Origin of the sequence: Thermosynechococcus sp. Uc, assembly GCF_029335995.1 — a bacterium.
Classification (GTDB): domain Bacteria; phylum Cyanobacteriota; class Cyanobacteriia; order Thermosynechococcales; family Thermosynechococcaceae; genus Thermosynechococcus.
In genome coordinates this window covers 1-20197 of record NZ_JARJMS020000057.1, presented here as the reverse complement: position 1 = coordinate 20197, position 20197 = coordinate 1, and the positions used below count along the sequence as shown (strand labels likewise).

General features: G+C 53.4%; 22 protein-coding genes. 13 read left to right on the top strand and 9 right to left on the bottom strand.

The window, feature by feature from the left end:
* Positions 1–30: 30 nt before the first annotated feature.
* A complete protein-coding gene (locus P3X23_RS06585; protein ID WP_300874457.1) occupies positions 31–780 on the top strand; it encodes a DUF2993 domain-containing protein in 750 nt (249 codons plus the stop codon).
* On the opposite strand, the gene P3X23_RS06580 is transcribed toward P3X23_RS06585, so the two are convergent.
* Positions 730–1422, bottom strand: a complete 693-nt coding sequence (locus tag P3X23_RS06580; RefSeq protein WP_300874455.1) for a phosphoribosylanthranilate isomerase — start codon at positions 1420–1422, stop codon at positions 730–732. The two genes, P3X23_RS06585 and P3X23_RS06580, sit on opposite strands and share 51 nt — an antisense overlap.
* A gap of 94 nt (positions 1423–1516) precedes the next feature.
* Between P3X23_RS06580 and psaK the strand changes: the two genes are divergently transcribed.
* Positions 1517–1768: a photosystem I reaction center subunit PsaK gene (gene psaK / locus P3X23_RS06575; RefSeq protein ID WP_300874453.1), complete on the top strand. Its 252-nt coding sequence runs from the start codon at positions 1517–1519 to the stop codon at positions 1766–1768.
* Here psaK and P3X23_RS06570 read toward each other — a convergent pair.
* Entirely contained in the window at positions 1745–2698 is a 954-nt protein-coding gene (locus P3X23_RS06570; RefSeq protein ID WP_300874450.1) for a serine hydrolase, read from the bottom strand. The genes psaK and P3X23_RS06570 overlap by 24 nt on opposite strands.
* Positions 2699–2707: 9 nt before the next feature.
* Positions 2708–4492: a pyruvate kinase gene (gene pyk / locus P3X23_RS06565; RefSeq protein ID WP_300874447.1), complete on the bottom strand. Its 1785-nt coding sequence runs from the start codon at positions 4490–4492 to the stop codon at positions 2708–2710.
* Positions 4493–4694: 202 nt separating this feature from the next.
* On the opposite strand from pyk, the gene P3X23_RS06560 reads away from it, so the two are divergent.
* The 11 genes from P3X23_RS06560 to P3X23_RS06510 all read left to right on the top strand — a co-directional run bounded on the left by P3X23_RS06560 (position 4695) and on the right by P3X23_RS06510 (position 14283).
* On the top strand, positions 4695–5750 hold the full coding sequence (locus P3X23_RS06560; protein WP_300874445.1) for a GTP-binding protein: 1056 nt from the start codon (positions 4695–4697) through the stop codon (positions 5748–5750).
* A gap of 13 nt (positions 5751–5763) precedes the next feature.
* Positions 5764–5919, top strand: coding sequence for a DUF2256 domain-containing protein (locus P3X23_RS06555; protein ID WP_300874443.1), 156 nt, complete (start codon positions 5764–5766; stop codon positions 5917–5919).
* A 240-nt stretch (positions 5920–6159) separates the two neighbouring features.
* Positions 6160–6792, top strand: a complete 633-nt coding sequence (locus P3X23_RS06550) for a 2-isopropylmalate synthase (protein ID WP_300874441.1) — start codon at positions 6160–6162, stop codon at positions 6790–6792.
* Positions 6793–6813: 21 nt separating this feature from the next.
* Complete coding sequence (locus P3X23_RS06545; RefSeq protein WP_300874439.1) at positions 6814–8076, top strand: folylpolyglutamate synthase/dihydrofolate synthase family protein; 1263 nt, start codon at positions 6814–6816, stop codon at positions 8074–8076.
* A 415-nt stretch (positions 8077–8491) separates the two neighbouring features.
* Positions 8492–8884 carry a Fur family transcriptional regulator gene (locus P3X23_RS06540; RefSeq protein WP_300874436.1) on the top strand — a complete coding sequence of 131 codons (393 nt, stop codon included), beginning with the start codon at positions 8492–8494 and terminating at the stop codon, positions 8882–8884.
* Positions 8885–8940: 56 nt separating this feature from the next.
* On the top strand, positions 8941–11298 hold the full coding sequence (locus tag P3X23_RS06535) for a GH116 family glycosyl hydrolase (RefSeq protein WP_300874433.1): 2358 nt from the start codon (positions 8941–8943) through the stop codon (positions 11296–11298).
* Between the two features lie 118 nt (positions 11299–11416).
* Positions 11417–11866 (top strand): hypothetical protein, encoded by a 450-nt coding sequence (locus P3X23_RS06530; protein ID WP_300874430.1) that lies wholly within the window; start codon positions 11417–11419, stop codon positions 11864–11866.
* Complete coding sequence (locus P3X23_RS06525; RefSeq protein ID WP_300874427.1) at positions 11867–13018, top strand: HAMP domain-containing sensor histidine kinase; 1152 nt, start codon at positions 11867–11869, stop codon at positions 13016–13018. It abuts the gene before it with no gap.
* Positions 13019–13020: 2 nt separating this feature from the next.
* A complete protein-coding gene (locus P3X23_RS06520) occupies positions 13021–13611 on the top strand; it encodes a PepSY domain-containing protein (protein ID WP_300874424.1) in 591 nt (196 codons plus the stop codon).
* Between the two features lie 105 nt (positions 13612–13716).
* Positions 13717–13812, top strand: a complete 96-nt coding sequence (psaM, locus tag P3X23_RS06515) for a photosystem I reaction center subunit XII (protein WP_011056052.1) — start codon at positions 13717–13719, stop codon at positions 13810–13812.
* A 144-nt stretch (positions 13813–13956) separates the two neighbouring features.
* Positions 13957–14283, top strand: coding sequence for a hypothetical protein (locus tag P3X23_RS06510; protein WP_300874420.1), 327 nt, complete (start codon positions 13957–13959; stop codon positions 14281–14283).
* A 51-nt stretch (positions 14284–14334) separates the two neighbouring features.
* Here P3X23_RS06510 and P3X23_RS06505 read toward each other — a convergent pair whose 3' ends face one another.
* The 6 genes from P3X23_RS06505 to P3X23_RS06480 all read right to left on the bottom strand — a co-directional run bounded on the left by P3X23_RS06505 (position 14335) and on the right by P3X23_RS06480 (position 19991).
* Complete coding sequence (locus P3X23_RS06505; RefSeq protein ID WP_300874417.1) at positions 14335–15102, bottom strand: E3 ubiquitin ligase family protein; 768 nt, start codon at positions 15100–15102, stop codon at positions 14335–14337.
* A 61-nt stretch (positions 15103–15163) separates the two neighbouring features.
* The gene (locus P3X23_RS06500) at positions 15164–15886 is read right to left on the bottom strand and encodes a DUF3120 domain-containing protein (RefSeq protein ID WP_300874414.1); all 723 of its coding nucleotides are present in this window, start codon (positions 15884–15886) and stop codon (positions 15164–15166) included.
* A gap of 45 nt (positions 15887–15931) precedes the next feature.
* Complete coding sequence (locus tag P3X23_RS06495) at positions 15932–16618, bottom strand: phosphate ABC transporter permease (RefSeq protein WP_300874411.1); 687 nt, start codon at positions 16616–16618, stop codon at positions 15932–15934.
* A gap of 6 nt (positions 16619–16624) precedes the next feature.
* Positions 16625–17578: a protein translocase subunit SecF gene (gene secF, locus P3X23_RS06490; protein ID WP_300874408.1), complete on the bottom strand. Its 954-nt coding sequence runs from the start codon at positions 17576–17578 to the stop codon at positions 16625–16627.
* A complete protein-coding gene (gene secD, locus P3X23_RS06485) occupies positions 17575–19005 on the bottom strand; it encodes a protein translocase subunit SecD (RefSeq protein WP_300874405.1) in 1431 nt (476 codons plus the stop codon). The genes secF and secD overlap by 4 nt, the downstream gene beginning before the upstream one ends.
* A 2-nt stretch (positions 19006–19007) precedes the next feature.
* Entirely contained in the window at positions 19008–19991 is a 984-nt protein-coding gene (locus tag P3X23_RS06480) for an alpha-ketoacid dehydrogenase subunit beta (RefSeq protein ID WP_300874402.1), read from the bottom strand.
* Positions 19992–20197: the final 206 nt, after the last annotated feature.

Here is a 20197-nt window from a genome sequence, read left to right as displayed (position 1 = left end):
TATGATCCAAAAAGTGTGTGAGGAGTGCGTATGTCGTTAACGTCGCCAGAAATGGCGCAGGCAAAAGCTGCCGCTGTGGCGCCCCTAACCTCTGAACAAGGACTGATTCCGCGGGTATTGCAACCGGCGTTGCGTTGGTGGCTAGCCTCCCAGTTGGAGCAGGCAACGGAATTGGCAATTGAAATTCAAGGGGGCGATCGCCAGATTCTGCGGGGGTATTTACCCCATGTGCGCGTTGCCGCCGCTAGGGCGAATTATCGCGGCATTCAATTGCGCCATGCCGTAGTCCAGGCGGAACAGATTCAGATAAATCTAGGACAGGTGTTGCGAGGGAAACCCCTCAAACTGTTGGCAGCAGTGCCCGTGCATGGGGAAGTGGTTCTCAGCCAAGAGGATCTCAGCGCCTCCTTGGGAGCGCCCCTGCTGCAATCCGGCCTGCGGGAACTGCTGAAACTCTTGGATCAGCGGGGCTTAGGCAAAGCGGGGGTCAATCTCCAAGAGTGGCAATTACTGCATACACAGGGAGAATTGGGGGCTGGTTACCTCCACCTCGTGTTCTCGATGGTGAATGCCCAAGGGGAGCAGATAGATTGGCATTTGAGGATCCGTCTGCGCTTACAGGATGAGCGGACGCTCTGTCTAGAAAATGTGCACTGGCCAGGGGAACCTAACACGCACCCCACAGTGGCCATTGATTTGGGGGACGGGGTAGCTATTCAGGAGTTGCGGCTAGAGGCGGGGAGCCTCAGGGTGCGGGGAATGATTTGCATTTATCCCTAGGTTACTCAGTAATGCTGCCACGCGCTCTAAATCCTTGACCCCCGGCCGGCTTTCCACACCACTGGCTAAATCAATGCCTTGGGGTTGGGTTTGGGCGATCGCCTGACGACAATTTTCGGGCGTAATCCCCCCCGCCAGCCACCAGGGGCAAGGGATCTGTAGGCCTTTAAGCAGTGTCCAATCAAAGGGCTGACCCGTACCCCCCAACTGCTGGGGATGATAGGCATCCAAGAGAATGCGATCCACGATGGCCGCATAGGCGGGAATCTCCGCCAGTGTTGCCGCCGATCGCACCCGCAGGGCTTTGATCAGCACGCGCTCGGGGAAGGTATCGCGCACCTGCTGGCAAAATTCAGGAGATTCGCTGCCATGGAGCTGCACCCCTTGTACCCCTGTGGTTGTAACAAGATGTTGCAATTCTTCCAGATTGGGATTGGCAACAACGGCTACGGTGAGCACTGAAGGGGGCAATAGGCAGCAAATGTCTGCAATCACTTCTGGGGGCACATAGCGGGGTGAGCGGCGCACAGCAATAAACCCAAGGGCACGGACGCCCATTTCGGCGATCGCGACTGCCTGCTCTGGCAAAGTCAAGCCACAAATTTTGACGGCAATGGTTGTGGAGATGGTTGAGTTAAGCATTTGTAACGAGATGCACTATTTTGTAACGAACTGGGGCAGGCAATCAGGCCGTTCCGTATAATTCATGGGCAATTGTACCCATTTAGGAGGAACCATGGTGTTAGCCACACTCCCCGATACGACTTGGACGCCCTCTGTGGGTTTGGTGGTGATCCTCTGCAACCTGTTTGCGATCGCCATTGGCCGCTATGCCATTCAATCACGGGGAAAAGGCCCCGGTTTACCCATTTCATTGCCCGCCCTCTTTGAAGGCTTTGGTCTGCCGGAACTGCTGGCTACCACGAGCTTTGGTCACCTGTTAGCGGCGGGGGTTGTCAGTGGCCTACAGTACTCCGGTGCTCTCTAGGGTCGGAATACCACTGGCAATCTGACGAGAAATGAAGGGCAATACCTCTGTATTTGTACTGGCGGTGCGATTTTCCACAAAGACCACCAAGGTATAGGGGCAGTGATCGGGTAGTTCAATATAGGCGGCATCATGGCGTACCCAACTGGTGAGTCCCGCCTTTGACCACAGCTTTGCCCCCGGCGGTAGCCCTTCCCCCAAAAAGCCCTGCACTTGGTTTTCTGGATCCTCAGCCAAAAGCTCTGGATCCAGCGATCGCTCCAGCAACTCCATCATGGCTTGACTAGCCTGAGCAGACACTGCCACGCCGCCAACGATACTGTGGAGCAGCCTAGCGGTTGCATTGGTGGTTAGCCGATTTGCATTCTGGCGATCGCGCCCGACAAACTCCTGTTCTCGCCCATAGGGGCCATCACACCACGTTTTTTGATTCACGTTGATAGGAGCTAGCTCTGGCCACCCCAACGACTGAAAATAGCGATTGACAATATTCCGCTGGTATTGCCATGTCCGAAAGGGTTCCAGCGGCAGCACCGGACCACTGGTGGTTCCTGTGAGCATATCCACCACCAAACTAGTCGCATCATTGCTGGAGTCCACAATCATATCCCGCATAGCGCGTTCCAATTCCGCATCGGGTTGGAGCATACCACTGTGGAGCCATTCATGACAGGCCACCAAATAAAACAGCTTCACAACGCTGGCTGGATAGAAGGGCACGTCGCCCCGATAGTCGGCACCGGGGATCGAGTATTGCCAAAATTCCGCTGCGGTGAGGGCACCCCCAGTATTGACGGGAATGGGCGGCGGATACACCAGTAAAGTCAGGGCAATGTCCTCTTGTCCTAGCCAAGGAAACTGTTGCCAAGTGGCTTGAAGCGTCCGTGCGACTAAATCCGTAAGATAGGGGCTAGTCTGAAAAAAAATCATCTATCACTCCTATTCGGGGGATCGCTCAACACCATTGCAGGCACCGGAATAGACCAACCCCCGCTCCACATCCATTGTCAAGATTGTGCCTTCCCGAATCAGGCGGGTGGCATTTTTGACCCCGACAATCACCGGAATTCCCAGCCGCAACCCCAAAACTGCCGCATGGCTAGTGAGGCTGTCCTCTTCGGTAATAATGCCTGCCGCTTTGCGAATGGCTGCTACGAGTTCAGCACTGGTGCGCTCGGCAACTAAAATTTCCCCACTGTTAAACGTGCGCACCGGCATTCCTTCATGCACCACCCGTGCCGGGCCACTCACCGACCCATGACCAATGCCACAGCCCCGCCCCATCACTGAGGTGACCAGTTCCACCTTGATCATGTCCGTGGAGCCAGGCACCCCTTGGAGTGTACCAGCAGTCATCACCACCAGATCCCCCTCCTCGAGGAAGCCCCGCTCCTGAGCCGCATTAATAGCTGCTTGAAATGATTGCCGCATCGAAGGGTGATCTAATGTCAGCAGCGGTTCTACCCCCCAGACCAACTGCAACCGCCGTGCCACTTCAATGTGGGGGGTTGCTGCCAAGATGGGAATTTGAGGACGGAACTTAGAAACATTCCGCGCTGTTGCCCCTGTTTTTGTTTGGGTAATAATTGCCTTAGCCTTGAGTTGAGCTGCCACTTGTCCTACCGCTTGGCTAATGGCATTGGGAATCGAACGCACTGCCATCGACTCAACAACGGGAGGCTGGCGCAGTTGGGGTTGGTTGTCAATGCGGGCGGCAATGGTGGCCATCATCTTCACCGCCTCAACGGGATAGTCCCCCATCGCCGTTTCGTTGGAGAGCATCACCGCGTCCGTGCCATCGAGAATGGCATTGGCAACATCGGAAATCTCCGCACGGGTGGGGCGGGGGCTTTTCACCATGCTGTCCAGCATTTGTGTGGCCGTAATCACGGGAATGCCCAAGCGGTTAGCTGCGGCAATGAGCCGTTTTTGCAGAATCGGCACATCTTCAGCGGGCAATTCAACCCCTAAATCGCCCCGTGCCACCATCACGCCATCACAAAGAGAGAGGATGGCATCCATTTGCTCGATCGCCTCATGCTTTTCGATTTTGGCAATCACCGGCACCTGCTTACCGGCATTGGCAATCAGTTCTTTAATCTCCAGCACATCTTGGGGATTGCGAACAAAACTGAGAGCCACCCAATCCACCCCTTGATTGAGGCCAAACATCAAATCCTCACGATCTTTTTCGGTCAGGGCTTTAATCGAGAGGTAAACCCCCGGAAAGTTGACCCCCTTAGCATTGGAGAGGGTACCCCCAACAACCACTCGGCAGTGGAGTTCACCAGCTTCCCTATCCACTTCTTCCACCACCATTTCAACGCGGCCATCATCCAGCAGAATGGTAGCCCCGACGGGAACCTCTTGAGCCAAGGGGGGATAGGTAATGGAACTTATATGCTGATTGCCCATGATAGAGCGACTAGTGAGGGTAAAGCGATCGCCCCGCTTCAGGGAAATAGAGCCATGTTCAAACTTGCCAAGGCGAATTTTGGGCCCTTGCAAGTCCTGCAAAATGCCTACAGGTTGCCCCAATTCATAGGAGATCTGGCGAATCAGGCGGATGCTGCGCTGATGATCGTCGTGGGTACCATGGGAAAAATTCAGACGCAGGGTGGTCGCTCCCGCTTGGATAATCGCTCGCAGTTTATCGGGGTGGCTGACGGCTGGACCAATGGTGGCGACAATTTTGGTGCGTCGTTGCAACGGCTGATTGGACATACAGGATTAATCGTTAAGCTCCAACAGGTTACCGTATTTTGTGGAACGCTCTAATATGCGCAAAGTAGCGTTTGAACACAGCTCTACGGCACGAGTGAATTAAATATAAACATCTGTTTCTAGCCTACAGCGATCGCCGACCCCTTGAGTGAGTTGCAGCGGCTATAATTTGAGAATAATTCTCACGTTTGACACACCGCCTATGACGACCTCTCCCGTTTCTACAACCGCCAAAATGGACACACTGAAGCACGGCCTGCCAGTGACAATTATTACGGGGTTTCTCGGCAGTGGCAAAACAACGCTCCTCAACCATATCCTGACCAATCAAGAGGGGCTGAAAACTGCTGTGCTCGTTAATGAATTTGGTGAAATTGGCATTGACAATGAGCTACTGGTGGCCAGTGAGGACGACATGGTGGAACTCAGCAATGGCTGTGTCTGCTGCACGATCAACGAGGATTTAGTAAATGCTGTCTATCGGGTTCTTGAACGCCCCGATAAGGTGGACTATCTAGTGGTAGAAACGACGGGGCTAGCGGATCCTCTGCCAGTGGCCTTGACATTTTTAGGTACCGATCTGCGGGATCTCACCCGATTAGATTCGATTATTACGGTGGTGGATGCAGAAAACTTTAGTCTCGATCTGTTCAATAGCAGTGCTGCCCAAAGCCAAATTGCCTATGGCGATATTATCCTTCTCAACAAAGCGGATTTAGTGACTGAGGAACGCTTGCAGGAGCTAGAACGGCGGATTCGCGAAATGCGAGAAGGGGCACGAATTATTCGCACTGTCAAGGCTCAGGTGCCTCTTCCTTTAATTCTAAGTGTGGGGCTGTTTCAGAGCGATCGCTACTTCCAGCCCGAAGCGGAGCACGAACATGATAATCATCACGCTCACGACCACGATCATGGGTGTGACGAACATTGTGATCATGGTAGCCATCACCATCACTCTAATCACTTGGAGGAGGATGGCTTTACCTCTGTTTCCTTCCAGAGCGATCGCCCCTTTGAACTGCGGAAATTCCAGTATTTTCTTGACCACCAATTACCCGAATCTGTCTTTCGCGCCAAAGGCATCCTTTGGTTTAAGGAAAGTCCCCGTCGCCATGTGTTTCACCTCAGTGGCAAGCGCTTTAGCCTCGATGATGAAGACTGGAAGGGCGAACGCAAAAATCAACTGGTGCTTATTGGCCAGAACTTAGATCATCAGACGCTACTGACGCAGTTGGCCGCCTGTGTTACCGATGTGTAGAGCTTGAGAATCTATGGCAAAACAACGGCGCAAAGCGGACTTCCCCAGCAAAATTTGTGTCGTCTGCGGCCGTCCTTTTCAGTGGCGCAAAAAGTGGGCGGATTGTTGGCAGGAGGTTAAATACTGTTCCGACCGCTGTCGGCGACGCCGTTCCCAGCCTCAAACCTAGCCCATAACTCGGCCACCGCAGACGCTTAAACTCTTTAGTCAGCCAGCTCAACGGGGGTGGGGGTTTTTTATTCCTTTAGTTGGAACGTCTGGCAGAAATGAGTTAGTCATCCCGGAACCTAGCCTTAGCCATATGTATTCCACGATACAAAAACTAAACTCTCTGCCTCAATTTTGCATAGGGAGTAAGCTGTGCCAGTTAAAGAAGCTGCAATTGTCCACCCTTGTGGAGTGTCCAGTAATGACTCATCCGCACTACCCAAATCCTGCTGTTATCCACCGCTGGGTGATGAGTTTTTGCTTTGTTGGTTTAGGATGTGCAACCCTGCACTGGGCTCCTGTCACTGCTCAAATCGCTGTTTATGAAGGGCGGCGCGTCAGCGGGGACGCGACCATGACTCTCCCCGACGGCAGTACCTACAAAGGGGAGTTGCTGAATGGCCGCTTTAATGGCCAAGGCATTCTCACAATGGCCAATGGCAACCGTTACGAGGGGGAATTTCGCAATGGCCGCTACCACGGTCAGGGGGTACTTACCTATGCTGATGGTGGACGCTACGAAGGTGGCTTTGCGGATGGCATCTTCAATGGCAAGGGAGTTTTGCAACTGGCCAACGGCCAACGCTACGAGGGCACATTTCTCAATGGTCAGTATCATGGGGAAGGGGTGCTCACTTTTCCCGACGGTACCCGCTATGAGGGGCAGTTTCTAGCGGGCAAGTATCATGGAACAGGGATGCTCTCCTTTGCAGATGGCACAAGCTATGCCGGACAGTTTCGCAATGGCTTATTTGAAGGACAGGGGGTGCTCACCCTGCCAGATGGCTCTCGCATTATTGCTACATGGCACAATGGTCGCCGCGAACCCCGCTAATCCTTTTCAATCTAGCTGGCTGTGACTGATCCACTGACGGCGGCATTAAGTCCCTATGCCTGCTTTGGAATTCGCCTTGGTCTTGAACCCATCCAAGCGCTGCTGAGTGCTTTGGGGTCTCCCCAGTTACAAGTGCCCTTGATCCACGTTGCGGGGACAAATGGCAAAGGCTCGGTGTGTGCCTATTTGGATAGTGTTTTACGGGCGGCGGGTTATCGAACGGGTCGTTATACCTCGCCCCATCTGTTGAGTTGGTGTGAGCGCATCTGTGTTGATGGTAACTCCATTGCCCCTGAAGTTTTTTTAAGGTTGATTCAGCAGATTGAAGCGGTACTACCACAGGTGGCCTATCCCCCCAGTCAGTTTGAGGTGATCACAGCAGCCGCATGGCTCTATTTTGCCCAGCAACAGGTGGAGGTGGCGGTGATCGAGGTGGGCTTGGGAGGACGCTTGGATGCAACGAATGTGTGTCAGCCCCCTTTGGTAAGTGTGATTACCTCCATTGGTTGGGATCATTGGCAGCGGTTGGGTAATAGCTTGGGGGCGATCGCGGCTGAAAAGGCGGGCATTCTCAAGCAAGGGGTACCTGCTGTCATTGGTCCTGTTCCTGCGGAGGCGCAGGCGGTGATTGCAAAGCGTTTAGACGCCTTGGCGTGCCCAGCGATTTGGCCGGAGCCGGCTCAGTGGTGTGCTGATCGTCTTGGATGGGCGACCTGGCGTGGCATCGAGTATCCCTTGCCCTTGGCCGGCGAGATGCAGTTAGTCAATTCAGCAATCGCGATTGCCGCTCTGCAATGCTTGCAAACCCAAGGCTGGCAAATTTCCCTCGAAGCAATTCAACAGGGGATAGCACAAACCCGCTGGCCGGGACGACTGCAATGGTTACCTTGGCAAGGGCGAAAACTGCTCATTGATGGTGCCCACAATGCTCCCGCAGCCGCCTACCTGCGACAATATGTAGATCAACTAGGGTGGCAAGAAGTGACGTGGGTGGTGGGGATGCTGGCCAATAAAGATCACGAGGGGATTCTCAAACATCTCCTACGGGCAGGCGATCGCCTGTTACTGGTACCCGTGCCGGCTCACGCTAGCGCTGACTTAGAGGACTTGCAGGGACTTGCGCGCACTTGTTGTCCTCAGTTAGCAGAGTGCCGCCTTTTTAAGGATGTAACTGAAGCACTTAATAGAACTGGCGATCGCGGTGTGGTCTGTGGTTCCCTTTATTTAATTGCTCATGTGTTAGGGGCGATCGCCAGCAAAGACTCTCAAGTGACTAGACTTTAGCTCATTGGCGGGAAGCCCCGCACTCTTCCGAAGGGAAATCTTGCTGCTCAATGTACTGCTGCGACCGCTCCACCACTGGCGATGAAGTAGGACTGATGCCAAAGCACAACTTCCCATAGTGTTTACCCGCAGCCTGCAACTAGAGACAGGCTTCAGAAAGTTGTGCCGACACTGGGGTAGCTGGGCGGTCGGTTGTGAAAATCAACCCTGCTAGTACGTCACAGCACTGGGAAATTTGCCTGAGCCAAGTGCCGCAAGCGTGATCTAACCGTCGAGACGTGAACTTTGCATTGCTTATCAAAAAAGTGAGCCTAGGACATTGGCTCACTATAAAAATAAAACGTGAAAGTGACAGGCTCACTTCATTGCAGCCCCAAAGGGAAGGGTAAAATCAAGGTAATGTTGCTCTATTGATATGCCACCGCGACGCACCCGTAGTCAAGTGATTATTCTCGATGCCCTTAGGGCTAGTGGCCGATCGCTCTCGGCGCAGGAACTTTTTTTAGAACTGCGGCAACGGCAAACACCCCTAGGTCTTGCCACGGTTTATCGCACCCTAGAGTATTTGCGCATCAATGGTGAAGTCCAAGCACGCCCCTTACCCAGTGGGGAACTGGTCTATAGCTTGGTACAGCAGGATCAGCACTATCTCACCTGTTTGCAGTGTGGGACATCGATAAAAATTGACCACTGTCCAGTGCAGCACTTAGAAACCGAGCTACAACAGTCCTATCACTTTGAGATTTTTTACCACACCCTTGAGTTTTTTGGCCTCTGTGCCAAGTGCCAAGTCATGGCACAGCGCTGAAGCGGTATTCTGGATCAGGCGCATCTTCAGACAGTAGTCAGACAGTAGAAAGTAGCGTGATTGAATTTGCCAATTGTGCTTGGACACGGGCGATCGCCCAGGGCTGGAAGAATCCTTATCGCGTTCGCTATACCAGCAATTTAGACGATGGCCCTTGGCATGGGATGCCCCTTGGAGGCTTTGGCGCGGGCTGTATTGGCCGTTCCTCTGCTGGCGACTTTAACCTCTGGCACCTCGATGGTGGAGAACACCTCTTTGCCACCCTACCCGCTTGTCAATTTAGTCTCTTTGAGCAGGGAGAACAGAAACAGGCCTACGCCTTAGGGAGCGCCCCCAACGATGGCCGCCTCAGTAGTTGGCAATGGTATCCTGCTGGCAAAGGTCTCTACGCTGCCCGCTATCCCCGCAGTTGGTTTGTCTATGAGGGGGTCTTTAGCGCCCAGATCACCTGCGAACAGTTTTCGCCGATTTTGCCCCACAACTACCAAGAAACCAGTTATCCTGTGGCGGTGTTTCTGTGGACGTTTACCAATCCCACGGATCAGACCCTCACCCTGAGCTTGATGTTCTCATGGCAAAACACCGTCGGTTGGTTTTGCAACACCACCCCCTCTTCAGCCATTGAAATTCGCGATGACGGTAGTCCCGTCTATACCTACACGCCCCGCTGGGGTCAAAGTGACGGGAATTTTAATGAACTGGTTCAAACAGCGTCCTATCGAGGTTGGCGATTGCGGCGCAACCCCCACCCAAGTCCACCCCAAGAGGGCGATGGCGAATGGGCAGCCCTGATTCCCACAGGCTTAGGGGAGTTTTTTGGCTGTAGTCGCTGGCAGCCGGAGGGGGATGGGGCAGAACTGTGGCAGTCATTTTCTGTGGATGGTTCCCTTCCCCTCGTCAATGATCCAACCCCAGCGGCAGCGGGAGAACAGGTGGCCGCCGCCTTTGCCCTACGCTTTTCCTTGGCAGCGGGGAGAACACAACAAATTCCTGTGGTCTTGGCGTGGGACTTTCCTGTGACAGAGTTTGGCAAGGGGGTGATCTATTACCGCCGCTACACGGATTTTTGCGATCGCTCGGGGAGCAATGCCGTCACCCTTGCCGCAAGAGGTCTTGCAGCCTATGCTACTTGGCAGGAGCAGATTCGCACTTGGCAGGAACCCATCCTCAAGCATCCCGAGTGGCCCGACTGGTTCAAGATGGCCCTGTGTAATGAGCTATACGTTCTCAGCAGTGGCGGTAGCCTCTGGAGTGCCGCCAGCGATCGCGACCCTGTGGGGCAGTTTGCGGTTCTCGAATGCCTTGACTACCGTTGGTATGAAAGTCTCGATGTGCGCCTCTATGGCTCCTTTGCCCTGCTGCAATTGTGGCCAGAACTAGAAAAGTCCGTAATGCGTGCCTTTGCGCGGGCAATTCCAACCGCCGATCCAACCCTGAGAATCATTGGCTACTTCTACCGCGGTGATCCAAAAACTGCCTACAAAGCCCCCCGCAAACTTGCCAATGCGGTGCCCCACGATCTCGGTGCCCCCAATGAGCACCCCTGGGAGCAGACTAACTACACGACCTATCAAGACTGCAATCTCTGGAAAGACTTAGCCTCGGACTTTGTCCTTTTGGTCTATCGGGACTTTTTGTTTACAGGGGGAACAGATCTTGACTTTGCCCGTGAATGCTGGCCGGCTGTGGTAGCAGCTTTGAACTACTTGAAACAATTTGACCGCGATGGCGATGGTCTGCCAGAAAATGGCGGCGCCCCAGATCAAACCTACGATGACTGGAAGCTACAGGGGGTAAGTGCCTACTGTGGCGGCTTGTGGTTGGCAGCCCTAGAGGCAGCGATCGCCCTCGGCACAATGCTCCAACAACCGCAAGTGGCAACCTACCGCCAGTGGCTAAACCACGCTCGCCCCCGCTACCATCGGCTCCTTTGGAACGGGGAGTACTATCGTCTTGACACCGAGAGCGGTTCAGAGGTTGTCATGGCCGACCAGCTCTGTGGTCAGTTCTATGCCCAACTGTTGGGCTTAGAGGATATTGTGCCCTCGGACTGTTGCGATCGCGCCCTGCGCAACATCTATAACACTTGCTTTCTTGAATTTCACAATGGCCAGTTGGGAGCGGCCAATGGTCTATTACCCAACGGTCAGCCGGAAAACCCCCACGCTACCCATCCCCTCGAAGTCTGGATCGGGATTAACTTTGGCTTGGCTGCTTTTTTGTGGCAACGGGGGATGATCGAGGAAGCATGGCGCCTAGCCGAGGTGGTGGTACGTCAAATCTATGAGAATGGCCTGCAATTTCGTACCCCAGAGGCGATCACGGCCAATGGCACTTTCCGTGCTTGCATGTACCTGCGCCCCATGGCCATCTGGGCACTGGCAGTGGTAAGTCGGAGACCACAACTCAATTAAAATTTTTGTAGCTTAGTTTGCACTGTTTCTATTTGTGAACCCGTCACAATGGTGACCAAAGGGCTGCCCGTTTATGATAGGGGGTAGCGCATCAACCAGCTATTTCTTTAGATAACCTATGGATAACCTCAGCCAACGTTACCTACGTCTGTGCCAAGCTTATAGCCAACTGGCAGAACGCTATACCAAACTCGATATTGACCATATGACGCTTCGGGAAAAGCTCGTCCCTTTTCTAATGGCGTTCAAATTCTACAGACAAATGACAGAGCAGCTCACGGCTGAAAAAGAGGCGCTGCAGCGGGAACTCAATGACTTGCGCGATCGCTACCAGTTGCTCGTGAGTCAAAACGGTAGTGTGCCCGTCAATGAGGAACTCCTCACTGCCCTTGCGGAAGCCGAGGAGCAAATGGGACTTATTGAAGAAACCCTGAGGGAACAGGAGGCTGACCCCGACCCCAATCTGCTTCCCCTTGAAAAGCAATTGCTGGAAGAATACACAAAAGGGAGTGGGGATTTTCAAGCCTTGCTTCCGCAGTCGTCGAGTCACTCTGAGGTGACTGCCTAGATGCTCTGGCCCGCCAGCGAAGAGTTTGCTGCCCTTTGTCGCACCCAGTTGGAGTTGATTGTCAACAGCCTGGGGGCCTCTTCACTGGCGGTCTATCTCAGTGAAACCCTCAATGACTCCCCTTCATGGTTCCCTGTGGCCGTCTATCCAGAGGCGGCACCCCCCCTGAGCTTACCGATGTCATCAACACTATCACTGTTAACAGCAGCACCAGAGATCCCTTTAACGTATCACCCTCAACAGGTGGTGTCGTCATTAACAAATCACCTGATTCTGCCCCTGATGTACCAAAATTGGGTCTTGGGAGTGCTGGTGGCGCAGCGGCAGCATCGGCCCTGGTTGGCCGCAGAGCAGGCACAACTGCAACAAGTGGCTCAAACGCTAGCGATCGCCTGCGTCCTAGATCAACGGCAACAATGGCTCCGCCATTCTCCTGCCAACACACTAGATCAGCAGCAGCAACGCTTTGACGATCTGCTCCACCAACTGCGCAATCCTGTAGCTGCCATTCGTACGTTTGTCAAGCTCCTGCTCAAACGGTTGGAACCTGATCACCAAGGGCGCTCTCTTGCTGAAGGGATTGCCAAGGAAACAGAGCGGCTGATGGCATTGCTGGAGGACTATCGCCAACAGCGCAACAATACTCCTGCCCTGACGGGCAGCCAACCCCTACCCCTTGCTGGTAAACCCCTAGATCTGACGGAAACCCTCTCTCCCCTGATCAGCGCTGCCCAAGCCCGTGCTGAAATGGAGGGCAAGGCTTTTGTCGTGGAGCTACCGTCTCAACTGCCGCCCATCTGGCTGGAGGAACGGGTGTTGCAGGAGGTGGTGGGCAACTTACTGGACAATGCTTTTAAGTACACCCCCAAAGGAGGTACGATTGGTCTGCGTTTGACCCTCACACCGGCTGTCTTAGAATTAACGGTGTGGGATACAGGCTGTGGGATTCCCGAAGAGGCGCAGTCGCGACTGTTTGAACGCGGCTATCGCGGCGTGCAAGCCGACAGCGAAATTGAGGGCAGTGGTTTGGGCTTGGCGATCGCTCAGGATTTACTCCGCCCCTACGGTCTGAGCTTGCAGGTTACCAGCCCCTACATGGGGGATCGCGGTACTGCTTTTACACTGCCAATTCCTTTGCCTGTAAAGGTGTAGCCATGAGTACTCTCAAACAGCGCCTTACCAAAATAAGTAGTCAGGGGCATCAATTCTTGGTTCTACTTTTTGCCCTACCCCTATTGATCTCTGCTACAACGGGAATTGCCCATCGTCTTGGGCGCAGTTGGTTTGGGCTATCCAAGGACTTTGGGCGGGCAATGATGACCTTCCATGAAGGCCGCTATTTGGGGGAATGGGGGGTACCGCTGTATGTATTGATCCTTGGTTTGGGCTTGCTGGGAATCATTGCTACGGGTTTGGGTCTCCTGTGGGGGCGATCGCTCCCTGCCCAGGGGTTCGCACGGCAACTGCATCATCTTTTGGCTGCCATTGCAGCCTTGCCCCTGTTTGTGAGCGCCACAACGGGAATTGCCTATCGCCTTGGGCGCAACTGGTTTGGCCTCTCCAAAGAACAGGCGGCGATTTTTCTGAGCCTGCATCAGGGAACCTATTGGGGGGAGGTGGGGCGTCCCTTCTATGTTCTCTTGGTGGGGCTGAGTTTGCTAACACTTGTCGGCACAGGGCTTTCAATGCTGACTATTCTGCGACGGCTGCCCCACTGGCCTCCGCGGGTGAATCGACAGACCTAAATGCGAAATGTTAAAAACTATGAGCAGGCGTTGCCAAAGGTAAGCACCTATGGAGTAATAAATACAGCACTTGATCGCGACTGTTATTCCACAAAGGAGTTGTTCATGGCGCTGACCGATACCCAAGTTTATGTTGCTCTTGTGATTGCTCTGCTGCCTGCGGTGCTGGCATTTCGTCTTTCCACTGAGTTGTACAAGTAGCTGTTACAGTTGCTGACCACTGGCTACATCACCTTACTTTTCCAAACTAACATTGATGAGGCGGTTCCCAATGTGGTTGCTGAGGCAAGGGAACTGCTTTTTTCTTTTTATACTGATAGACAAATTGCTATTCACGGTTGAGTCATGATTCACTCTCCTCGAAGAATTCCCGCGATCGCCTGGGAAGCTGGTGCCAAAATTACAGTGAATCTAGTGCTGCTCGCCTTTGCCCTTGGGGCGATCGCTAAACTAGTGCCCTATCAGCTCAGTCAACTGCAAAAACTCCATGCCCTCGAAGCAGAAGTAGCGCAACTGGAAGCACGAGTCAAGGAATTGCAGTTAGAACAGGAGCGCGATCGCCAGCCCCAAGCTCGGCAGCGCATTGCCCAGGAGGAGGCCAATTTAATTGCCGCCAATCAGCGGCGGATCATCTGGGTTTACCCTAAAAACCCACAGCAAGAACCTAAGTGACGTACTCCCGACACCGACGCAAGCATACGCGGCGGGGCTTCCCGCCGTTAGCTAAAACAAGGCCAAGACTAGACCACAGACACCACAGAGGGCAGCACTCAGGGAAGCATAGGTCATTTTCCGTCTTTGCTGTTTGTACTCCTGGATAAGCTGATTTTCAAAACTCAGAGAGATGATGAATTTCTGTCCCCTGCTTTGCGGCTTTTGCAGGCGGAGAACCCCCCCCTGATCTGAGGCCATGCCCACGACTGAGACAGGCTGCCCCAAAGGCAACACCCACTCCTGATAGCGATAGCCGAGGGTTGGAGTATTGCCAAAGCGCCAGTTCAAGGACAAAAACCCCAGCGAGAGCGAAAAAGAGTGGGGTTTATCGGCTGGCCGCAGCTCGTCTAAAACCTGCACTGCCTCAATTTCAGCCCCGAGGGGGTTCACCTCAATCTGCCCTTGCTGATCTCGCAGAAAGAAGAGGGTTGACTGCTCATGGCGGCCAATGATTTCTGAGTGGCGTTCTCGAGGATTGCGGCGATCGCCCCCCTCTTTTTTGTACTCGCGGCTGATGATGGTTTTGTAATAGACGCAGGGAATCCGCTTCACCTCTGAAAGCAGCGGCTGAGAGGTGGCCACTTGACCAAACACTTGCACGTACTCGCGCCAACTGCCGCTGCCCATTTCCTGTGCCACCTGCCGCTGGCATTGCTGTAACTCGCCAATGGAGCTAGAGCTGGCCACCTTCATTTCCTTTAGCTTCAGCCGATAATAGCCCTCAAGGGCAAAAAGAAGAGCCGAACCCATTAAGCAAAGGTGAGCAAAAACCCCCATGACTGTCGTTGAATCCCTCTGTGCTGATTGTAGTCACTTGCGCTAAGAGAGAGTCACCCTTTTAACTTACAGATAACAAGCCAATAGTGAGGCCAAAAAGACCATCAACAACGAGCGTACTCAAGACAGCGCCCATAAATCCCCAGAAGGGCAAGAGGGCGGGGTGACCACGCCGAATCTGGGATTCAAAGAGGGGCAGCAAACCAATGAGAAGCAAACTTAGGCTCAAAAGAACTCCCCACACCTGGCCACTAAACGTCTGGGCTTGGGCGATCGCCTGCGCCAGCATCTCCTGAACGGAAATGACATCCCCTTCGAGGTACATGATGGCTCGCCAGTGGGGAATTACGTCAATCAGGTAAAAGTAGGCATCGGTGATCGCCGTACCCAAAAAAGATCCCCCAAAAAAGAACACCCCCACCAGTTGCTGCCGCTGCCGTAGGTGCCAGAGCATTAGCGGCATGGGTAGAGCCTCAATAGGCAAGTGCCACAGAGGTTCCCAGCGCAACCATCCCCAGTAGAGCGAACCTGCCCCCCAGCACCAACTAAATCCATAGAGCATCTCACCCCAATAGCGGGAGTGGGTTTGGCGTTGCAGATAGAAACTAAGACCCAGAAACAGCGGCGTCAGGGTCAAACTCAGCCACGGCCATGCCCGCACCAAGGGCGCCTCAATAAAAACAGGAATGGACACCAAGAAGGCAGCAAAGCCAAAGAGCAACCAACCCAGCCGTGAGCCAAGGTGCAGGAAAGGAAAAACAAAAGGGGAAGTAAGAGCAGTCAAGGGAATATCGGAAATTGTTAACTTTTATTTCTTTCCTTTAAGGTATCACAGGCTGGAACTTCGTGGTCGGGGCGATCGCCGCGGAGTTTGAGGACGGGTCTTGCGCCGCAGCCTCTCCGACAGATCGACAAAAACATCCCGCTGCAAAATTGGGTAGGTGCCCACCCAGAGGCGATGGCGAGGCAGAAACACTTCAGAGATTAGTTCAATCTCTGCCAAATCGGGGCGACGGGAGAGAACCAGCATTTCCGCCGCATCCCCTGGGCGAATACCTCGATGTTGACGCAGCAACTTGGCGCGAACTCTTGTTTCAAAGCCCGTTTTATCACCAATCTCTAGATTTAGACAGCGTTCACGATTCTCAATAATCACTAGTTGTCCCTTGTCGTCAACCGTCTCCTCTTTGCCCACTAGCTCTTCGGTAACATAGACCCCCAAGACCCGCCCGCGCCAAAAGCCCCCATAGGGAAACCGCCGCTGGCGACGATTGCGAAAGGTAGCCAGCACTGCCGGTGCCCAGAGCCAATAGAGACCGGCAATCAGCCCCAAAACCAGTTGAGTGCTATCCCCTAAAAAATTCAAACCAAAGGCAACAATGGCCACCGCCACTACGGAGAAGGTTAAGCGTCGCAGAAAATCCTGCAACTTACCCCAAACATAGCGATACTGGGAACCCGTGGCCACCAGTGGCACCAATTGACGGACTTTTTCTTGGGTGAGGGGAATAAGCACAACCAGTTAGGGTGTAGGGGTTGTCTCCAGTGTATTCGCAGCAGGACGGGGGGGGTGGCGATCGCGCCACCAGGCAAGGAGCGTACTGGCAATAAAAATACTGGAATAGGCTCCTGTTGTAAAACCAACAATTAGCGCTAAGGCAAAATAGCGCAGCGTGTCGCCGCCAAAGATAAAGATAGTCATCAAAGGCAGGAGCGTCGTTAGGGTGGTATTAATCGAGCGACCAAGGGTTTGGACAACCGCCTGATCCACCACTTCCTTAATGCCAAGGTTAGGGTTGAGCTTCAGGGTTTCCCGCACGCGATCGTAGATGACCACCGTGTCGTTCACAGAAAAACCAATAATTGTGAGCAGTGCTACAAGAAAAAGGCTGTCAATTTCCACCCCTGCCCCAAGTCCGAGAATGGCAAACACCCCTGTTGTCAATAGCACATCATGAACCAAGGCAACAAGGGCAAAACAGGCATAGTCAAACTGAAAGCGCAGCGTGAGATAAATCGTAATGCCAATAAACGACGCCAGTAGTGCTAGCAATCCAGATCGCAGAATTTCCTCCCCAAGCGTGGGGCCAACGGTCTCAATTTGCGTTTTCTGAGGATCAAAATTACCAATTTTTTGCGTAAGGACATCGCTGAGGCGGGTGCGCTGATCCACATTGAGGGGTGCTGTACGAATGCTCAGCCCGTATTGATCAATCACCTGCAGGCTGCTTTTGCCCAATCCCTGTTCATTGAGGATCTGGCGCACGGCATCAATATCAATGGGCTGGGAACAGGTCTTCGTGGCACTACAAGCCAGTTCAAATTGCAACCGCGTGCCACCGATAAAATCCAAGCCCAACCGCAGCGGACTCCCTAGGGATGCCCAAGAGAAAACCATGGCGGCAAGGCCGCTGAGAATTACCACCAGGGATAGCCCCCACCAAAGCGATCGCTGGCGATTGACACTAAAGCTCATCGGACATTCTCCAGTTTTGGACAGAACCAATTGGGCTGGCGCAGACTGGGAATACTAATGACATAAAACAGAAGGGTGCGACTACAGGTAATTGCAGTAAACATACTAATGCCAATCCCAATGGCAAGGGTCACGGCAAAACCGCGCACAAATCCTGTGCCCAAGGTGAAGAGGGCAGCACAGGCAATCAAGGTGGTAACGTTGCTGTCAAGAATACTGGCAAAGGCGCGATCAAACCCCGATTCAACGGCACGGTAGAGGGTTTTCCCAGTCCGTAATTCCTCACGGGTACGCTCAAAGATGAGGACATTGGCGTCGACCGCCATACCGATACTGAGGATAAAACCCGCAATCCCCGGCAATGTCAGGGTTACCCCAAACAGCAAAAATGCAGCATAGGTAAAGATGGCGTAGAGGATCAGGGCAATATCGGCAATCAGTCCCGGCAGGCGGTAGTAGGCCACCATAAAGATCAGCACCAACACCAAACCCGCCAAACCGGCATAGAGGCTATCGCGAATGCTGTCTTGACCCAAGGAAGCACCCACTGTGCGGTTTTCCACTACCTCTAGGGGCACAGGTAGCGCTCCCCCTTGCAATTGAATGGCTAAATCATTGGCGCTTTGGGCATTAAAACCACCGGAAATTTCGGCGCTTCCCCCAACAATGCCCGTTTGAGCATATTCGACGGAGACCGTGGGCGCACTAATCAGGCGATTGTCCAGAAAAATTCCTAAGCTTCGTCCTGTCCCAGCAATTTCTTTTGTAAGCTGGGCAAAGAGTTCTGCTCCTTGGCTATCAAAGCGAACAATTACACTCCAGTTGGGAGAGCCGGGGGCTACGGGGCTGGCGAAGGCTTCTTTAAGCATCGCTCCTGTTAAGTCGGAGGGCGTAAACAGGCTCGCGATTGCCTGCTGGCTTTTTTCAAGGGATTCCTGGTTTTTGGCTAGCTTTGCCTCAATTTCCTTCAAGGCCTCAGGATTGTTGGCATTCTGCGCCTGCTCAGCTAGGAGTTGGACTTGTTCCAAAAGCAGTTGCGACTGAAGTTGCTGCTCAATTTTCAGTTGTGCCTCTGTGCCTGGTTTTTGGGAGGCAAAGAGTAGTTGGGCTGTCCCCTTAAGAATCCGCTCCGCCTGCTGAGGATCCGTTACCCCCGGCAATTGCACTAAGAGCTTATCATCCCCTGCAGTTTGCACCACCGCCTCGGCAACGCCAAGGCCATCAATTCGCCGTTGTACCACCCCTTGAACGGCTGCTAGGACTTGGGGTGTAATTTGCGGCACCTTCTCCGTTGTTTGCACCTGTAAGGTCAGTTGGGCTCCCCCCCGCAAATCTAAGCCCAGACGAGCCGGTGTGCGCACAATGACCGCTGTGGCGGCCATCAGCAACACCAAAATGACAATTAGCCAGCCGCGATATTTCCCCATGGTCAAATCTGTCCCTGTACCAGCTTCTGCACTGCCGCTACGATTTGGGGCGGTTGCACAATTGTTAAATTCTCTAGGGTGCCGTTGTAGGGGGTGGGCACATCTTGGGAAGACAAGCGAAGGACCGGCGCATCCAACTCGTCAAAGTAGCGCTCCATAATCGAGGCTGAGAGTTCGGCGCCAATTCCCCCCGTCTTCATGCACTCTTCCACAATCACGACGCGATGGGTTTTACGAATCGAGGCACCAATGGTTTCAAAGTCCAGAGGCTTCAGGGAAATGAGGTCGATCACTTCTGGGTCGTAACCCTCTTTTTCAAGGGTTTTCACCGCTTGTAGCACATGGTGGCGCATCCGCGAGTAGGTCAAGATGGTCACCTCTTCGCCGCTGCGGACAATCTCAGCTTTGTTGAGGGGAAGGAGATATTCCTCCTCTGGCAGGTCTTCCTTGAGGTTGTAGAGGAGCACATGCTCAAAAAACAGCACCGGATTGGGATCGCGAATAGCAGATTTGAGCAATCCCTTGGCGTTGTAGGGGGTAGAACAGGCCACAATTTTCAATCCCGGCACTGCTTGAAAGTAGGCTTCCAGGCGCTGGGAGTGCTCAGCTCCCAGTTGACGCCCGACACCGCCAGGACCGCGAATAACAATTGGGATTTTGAAGTTTCCGCCAGAGGTATAGCGCAACATCCCTGCATTGTTGGCAATTTGGTTGAAGGCCAAAAGCAAAAAGCCCATGTTCATGCCCTCAACAATCGGACGCAAGCCGGTCATTGCTGCCCCGATTGCCATCCCTGTAAAACTGTTTTCGGCAATGGGGGTATCCAGCAGGCGCAGCTCACCGTACTTTTTGTAGAGATCTTTAGTGACTTTGTAGGAGCCGCCATAGTGCCCCACATCTTCCCCTAAGACAAATACAGTGGGGTCGCGCTCCATTTCTTCATCAATGGCAGCCCGAAGGGCATTAAACATGAACGTTTCGGCCATGGTTGCGTGGCATACAGTGCATTAAGGACTATTTCCTAGGGTAGTTGAAACTGCGCCGCTTGCGATCTCGCTTATCAGACGCATTATTAAATGCAATCTATTCTCAACTCTCCCTAATGCCTATTGACCGCAGGATAGAAATCAAGGGAACAATTCCCTCCTGTTGTTCTTGGAGTCTCCAACATGACCACCTGGGCGCGATCGCT

Excerpts from the sequence above, each read along its gene's own strand:
- P3X23_RS06550 (WP_300874441.1), top strand. The coding sequence starts at position 6,160 with ATGACTCATCCGCACTACCCAAATCCTGCTGTTATCCACCGCTGGGTG.
- P3X23_RS06585 (WP_300874457.1), top strand. The coding sequence starts at position 31 with ATGTCGTTAACGTCGCCAGAAATGGCGCAGGCAAAAGCTGCCGCTGTG.
- P3X23_RS06580 (WP_300874455.1), bottom strand. The coding sequence starts at position 1,422 with ATGCTTAACTCAACCATCTCCACAACCATTGCCGTCAAAATTTGTGGC.
- psaK (WP_300874453.1), top strand. The coding sequence starts at position 1,517 with ATGGTGTTAGCCACACTCCCCGATACGACTTGGACGCCCTCTGTGGGT.
- P3X23_RS06505 (WP_300874417.1), bottom strand. The coding sequence starts at position 15,102 with ATGGGGGTTTTTGCTCACCTTTGCTTAATGGGTTCGGCTCTTCTTTTT.
- P3X23_RS06555 (WP_300874443.1), top strand. The coding sequence starts at position 5,764 with ATGGCAAAACAACGGCGCAAAGCGGACTTCCCCAGCAAAATTTGTGTC.
- P3X23_RS06570 (WP_300874450.1), bottom strand. The coding sequence starts at position 2,698 with ATGATTTTTTTTCAGACTAGCCCCTATCTTACGGATTTAGTCGCACGG.
- P3X23_RS06560 (WP_300874445.1), top strand. The coding sequence starts at position 4,695 with ATGACGACCTCTCCCGTTTCTACAACCGCCAAAATGGACACACTGAAG.
- P3X23_RS06540 (WP_300874436.1), top strand. The coding sequence starts at position 8,492 with ATGCCACCGCGACGCACCCGTAGTCAAGTGATTATTCTCGATGCCCTT.
- psaM (WP_011056052.1), top strand. The coding sequence starts at position 13,717 with ATGGCGCTGACCGATACCCAAGTTTATGTTGCTCTTGTGATTGCTCTG.
- P3X23_RS06525 (WP_300874427.1), top strand. The coding sequence starts at position 11,867 with ATGCTCTGGCCCGCCAGCGAAGAGTTTGCTGCCCTTTGTCGCACCCAG.
- secF (WP_300874408.1), bottom strand. The coding sequence starts at position 17,578 with ATGAGCTTTAGTGTCAATCGCCAGCGATCGCTTTGGTGGGGGCTATCC.
- P3X23_RS06530 (WP_300874430.1), top strand. The coding sequence starts at position 11,417 with ATGGATAACCTCAGCCAACGTTACCTACGTCTGTGCCAAGCTTATAGC.
- P3X23_RS06520 (WP_300874424.1), top strand. The coding sequence starts at position 13,021 with ATGAGTACTCTCAAACAGCGCCTTACCAAAATAAGTAGTCAGGGGCAT.
- pyk (WP_300874447.1), bottom strand. The coding sequence starts at position 4,492 with ATGTCCAATCAGCCGTTGCAACGACGCACCAAAATTGTCGCCACCATT.
- secD (WP_300874405.1), bottom strand. The coding sequence starts at position 19,005 with ATGGGGAAATATCGCGGCTGGCTAATTGTCATTTTGGTGTTGCTGATG.
- P3X23_RS06510 (WP_300874420.1), top strand. The coding sequence starts at position 13,957 with ATGATTCACTCTCCTCGAAGAATTCCCGCGATCGCCTGGGAAGCTGGT.
- P3X23_RS06480 (WP_300874402.1), bottom strand. The coding sequence starts at position 19,991 with ATGGCCGAAACGTTCATGTTTAATGCCCTTCGGGCTGCCATTGATGAA.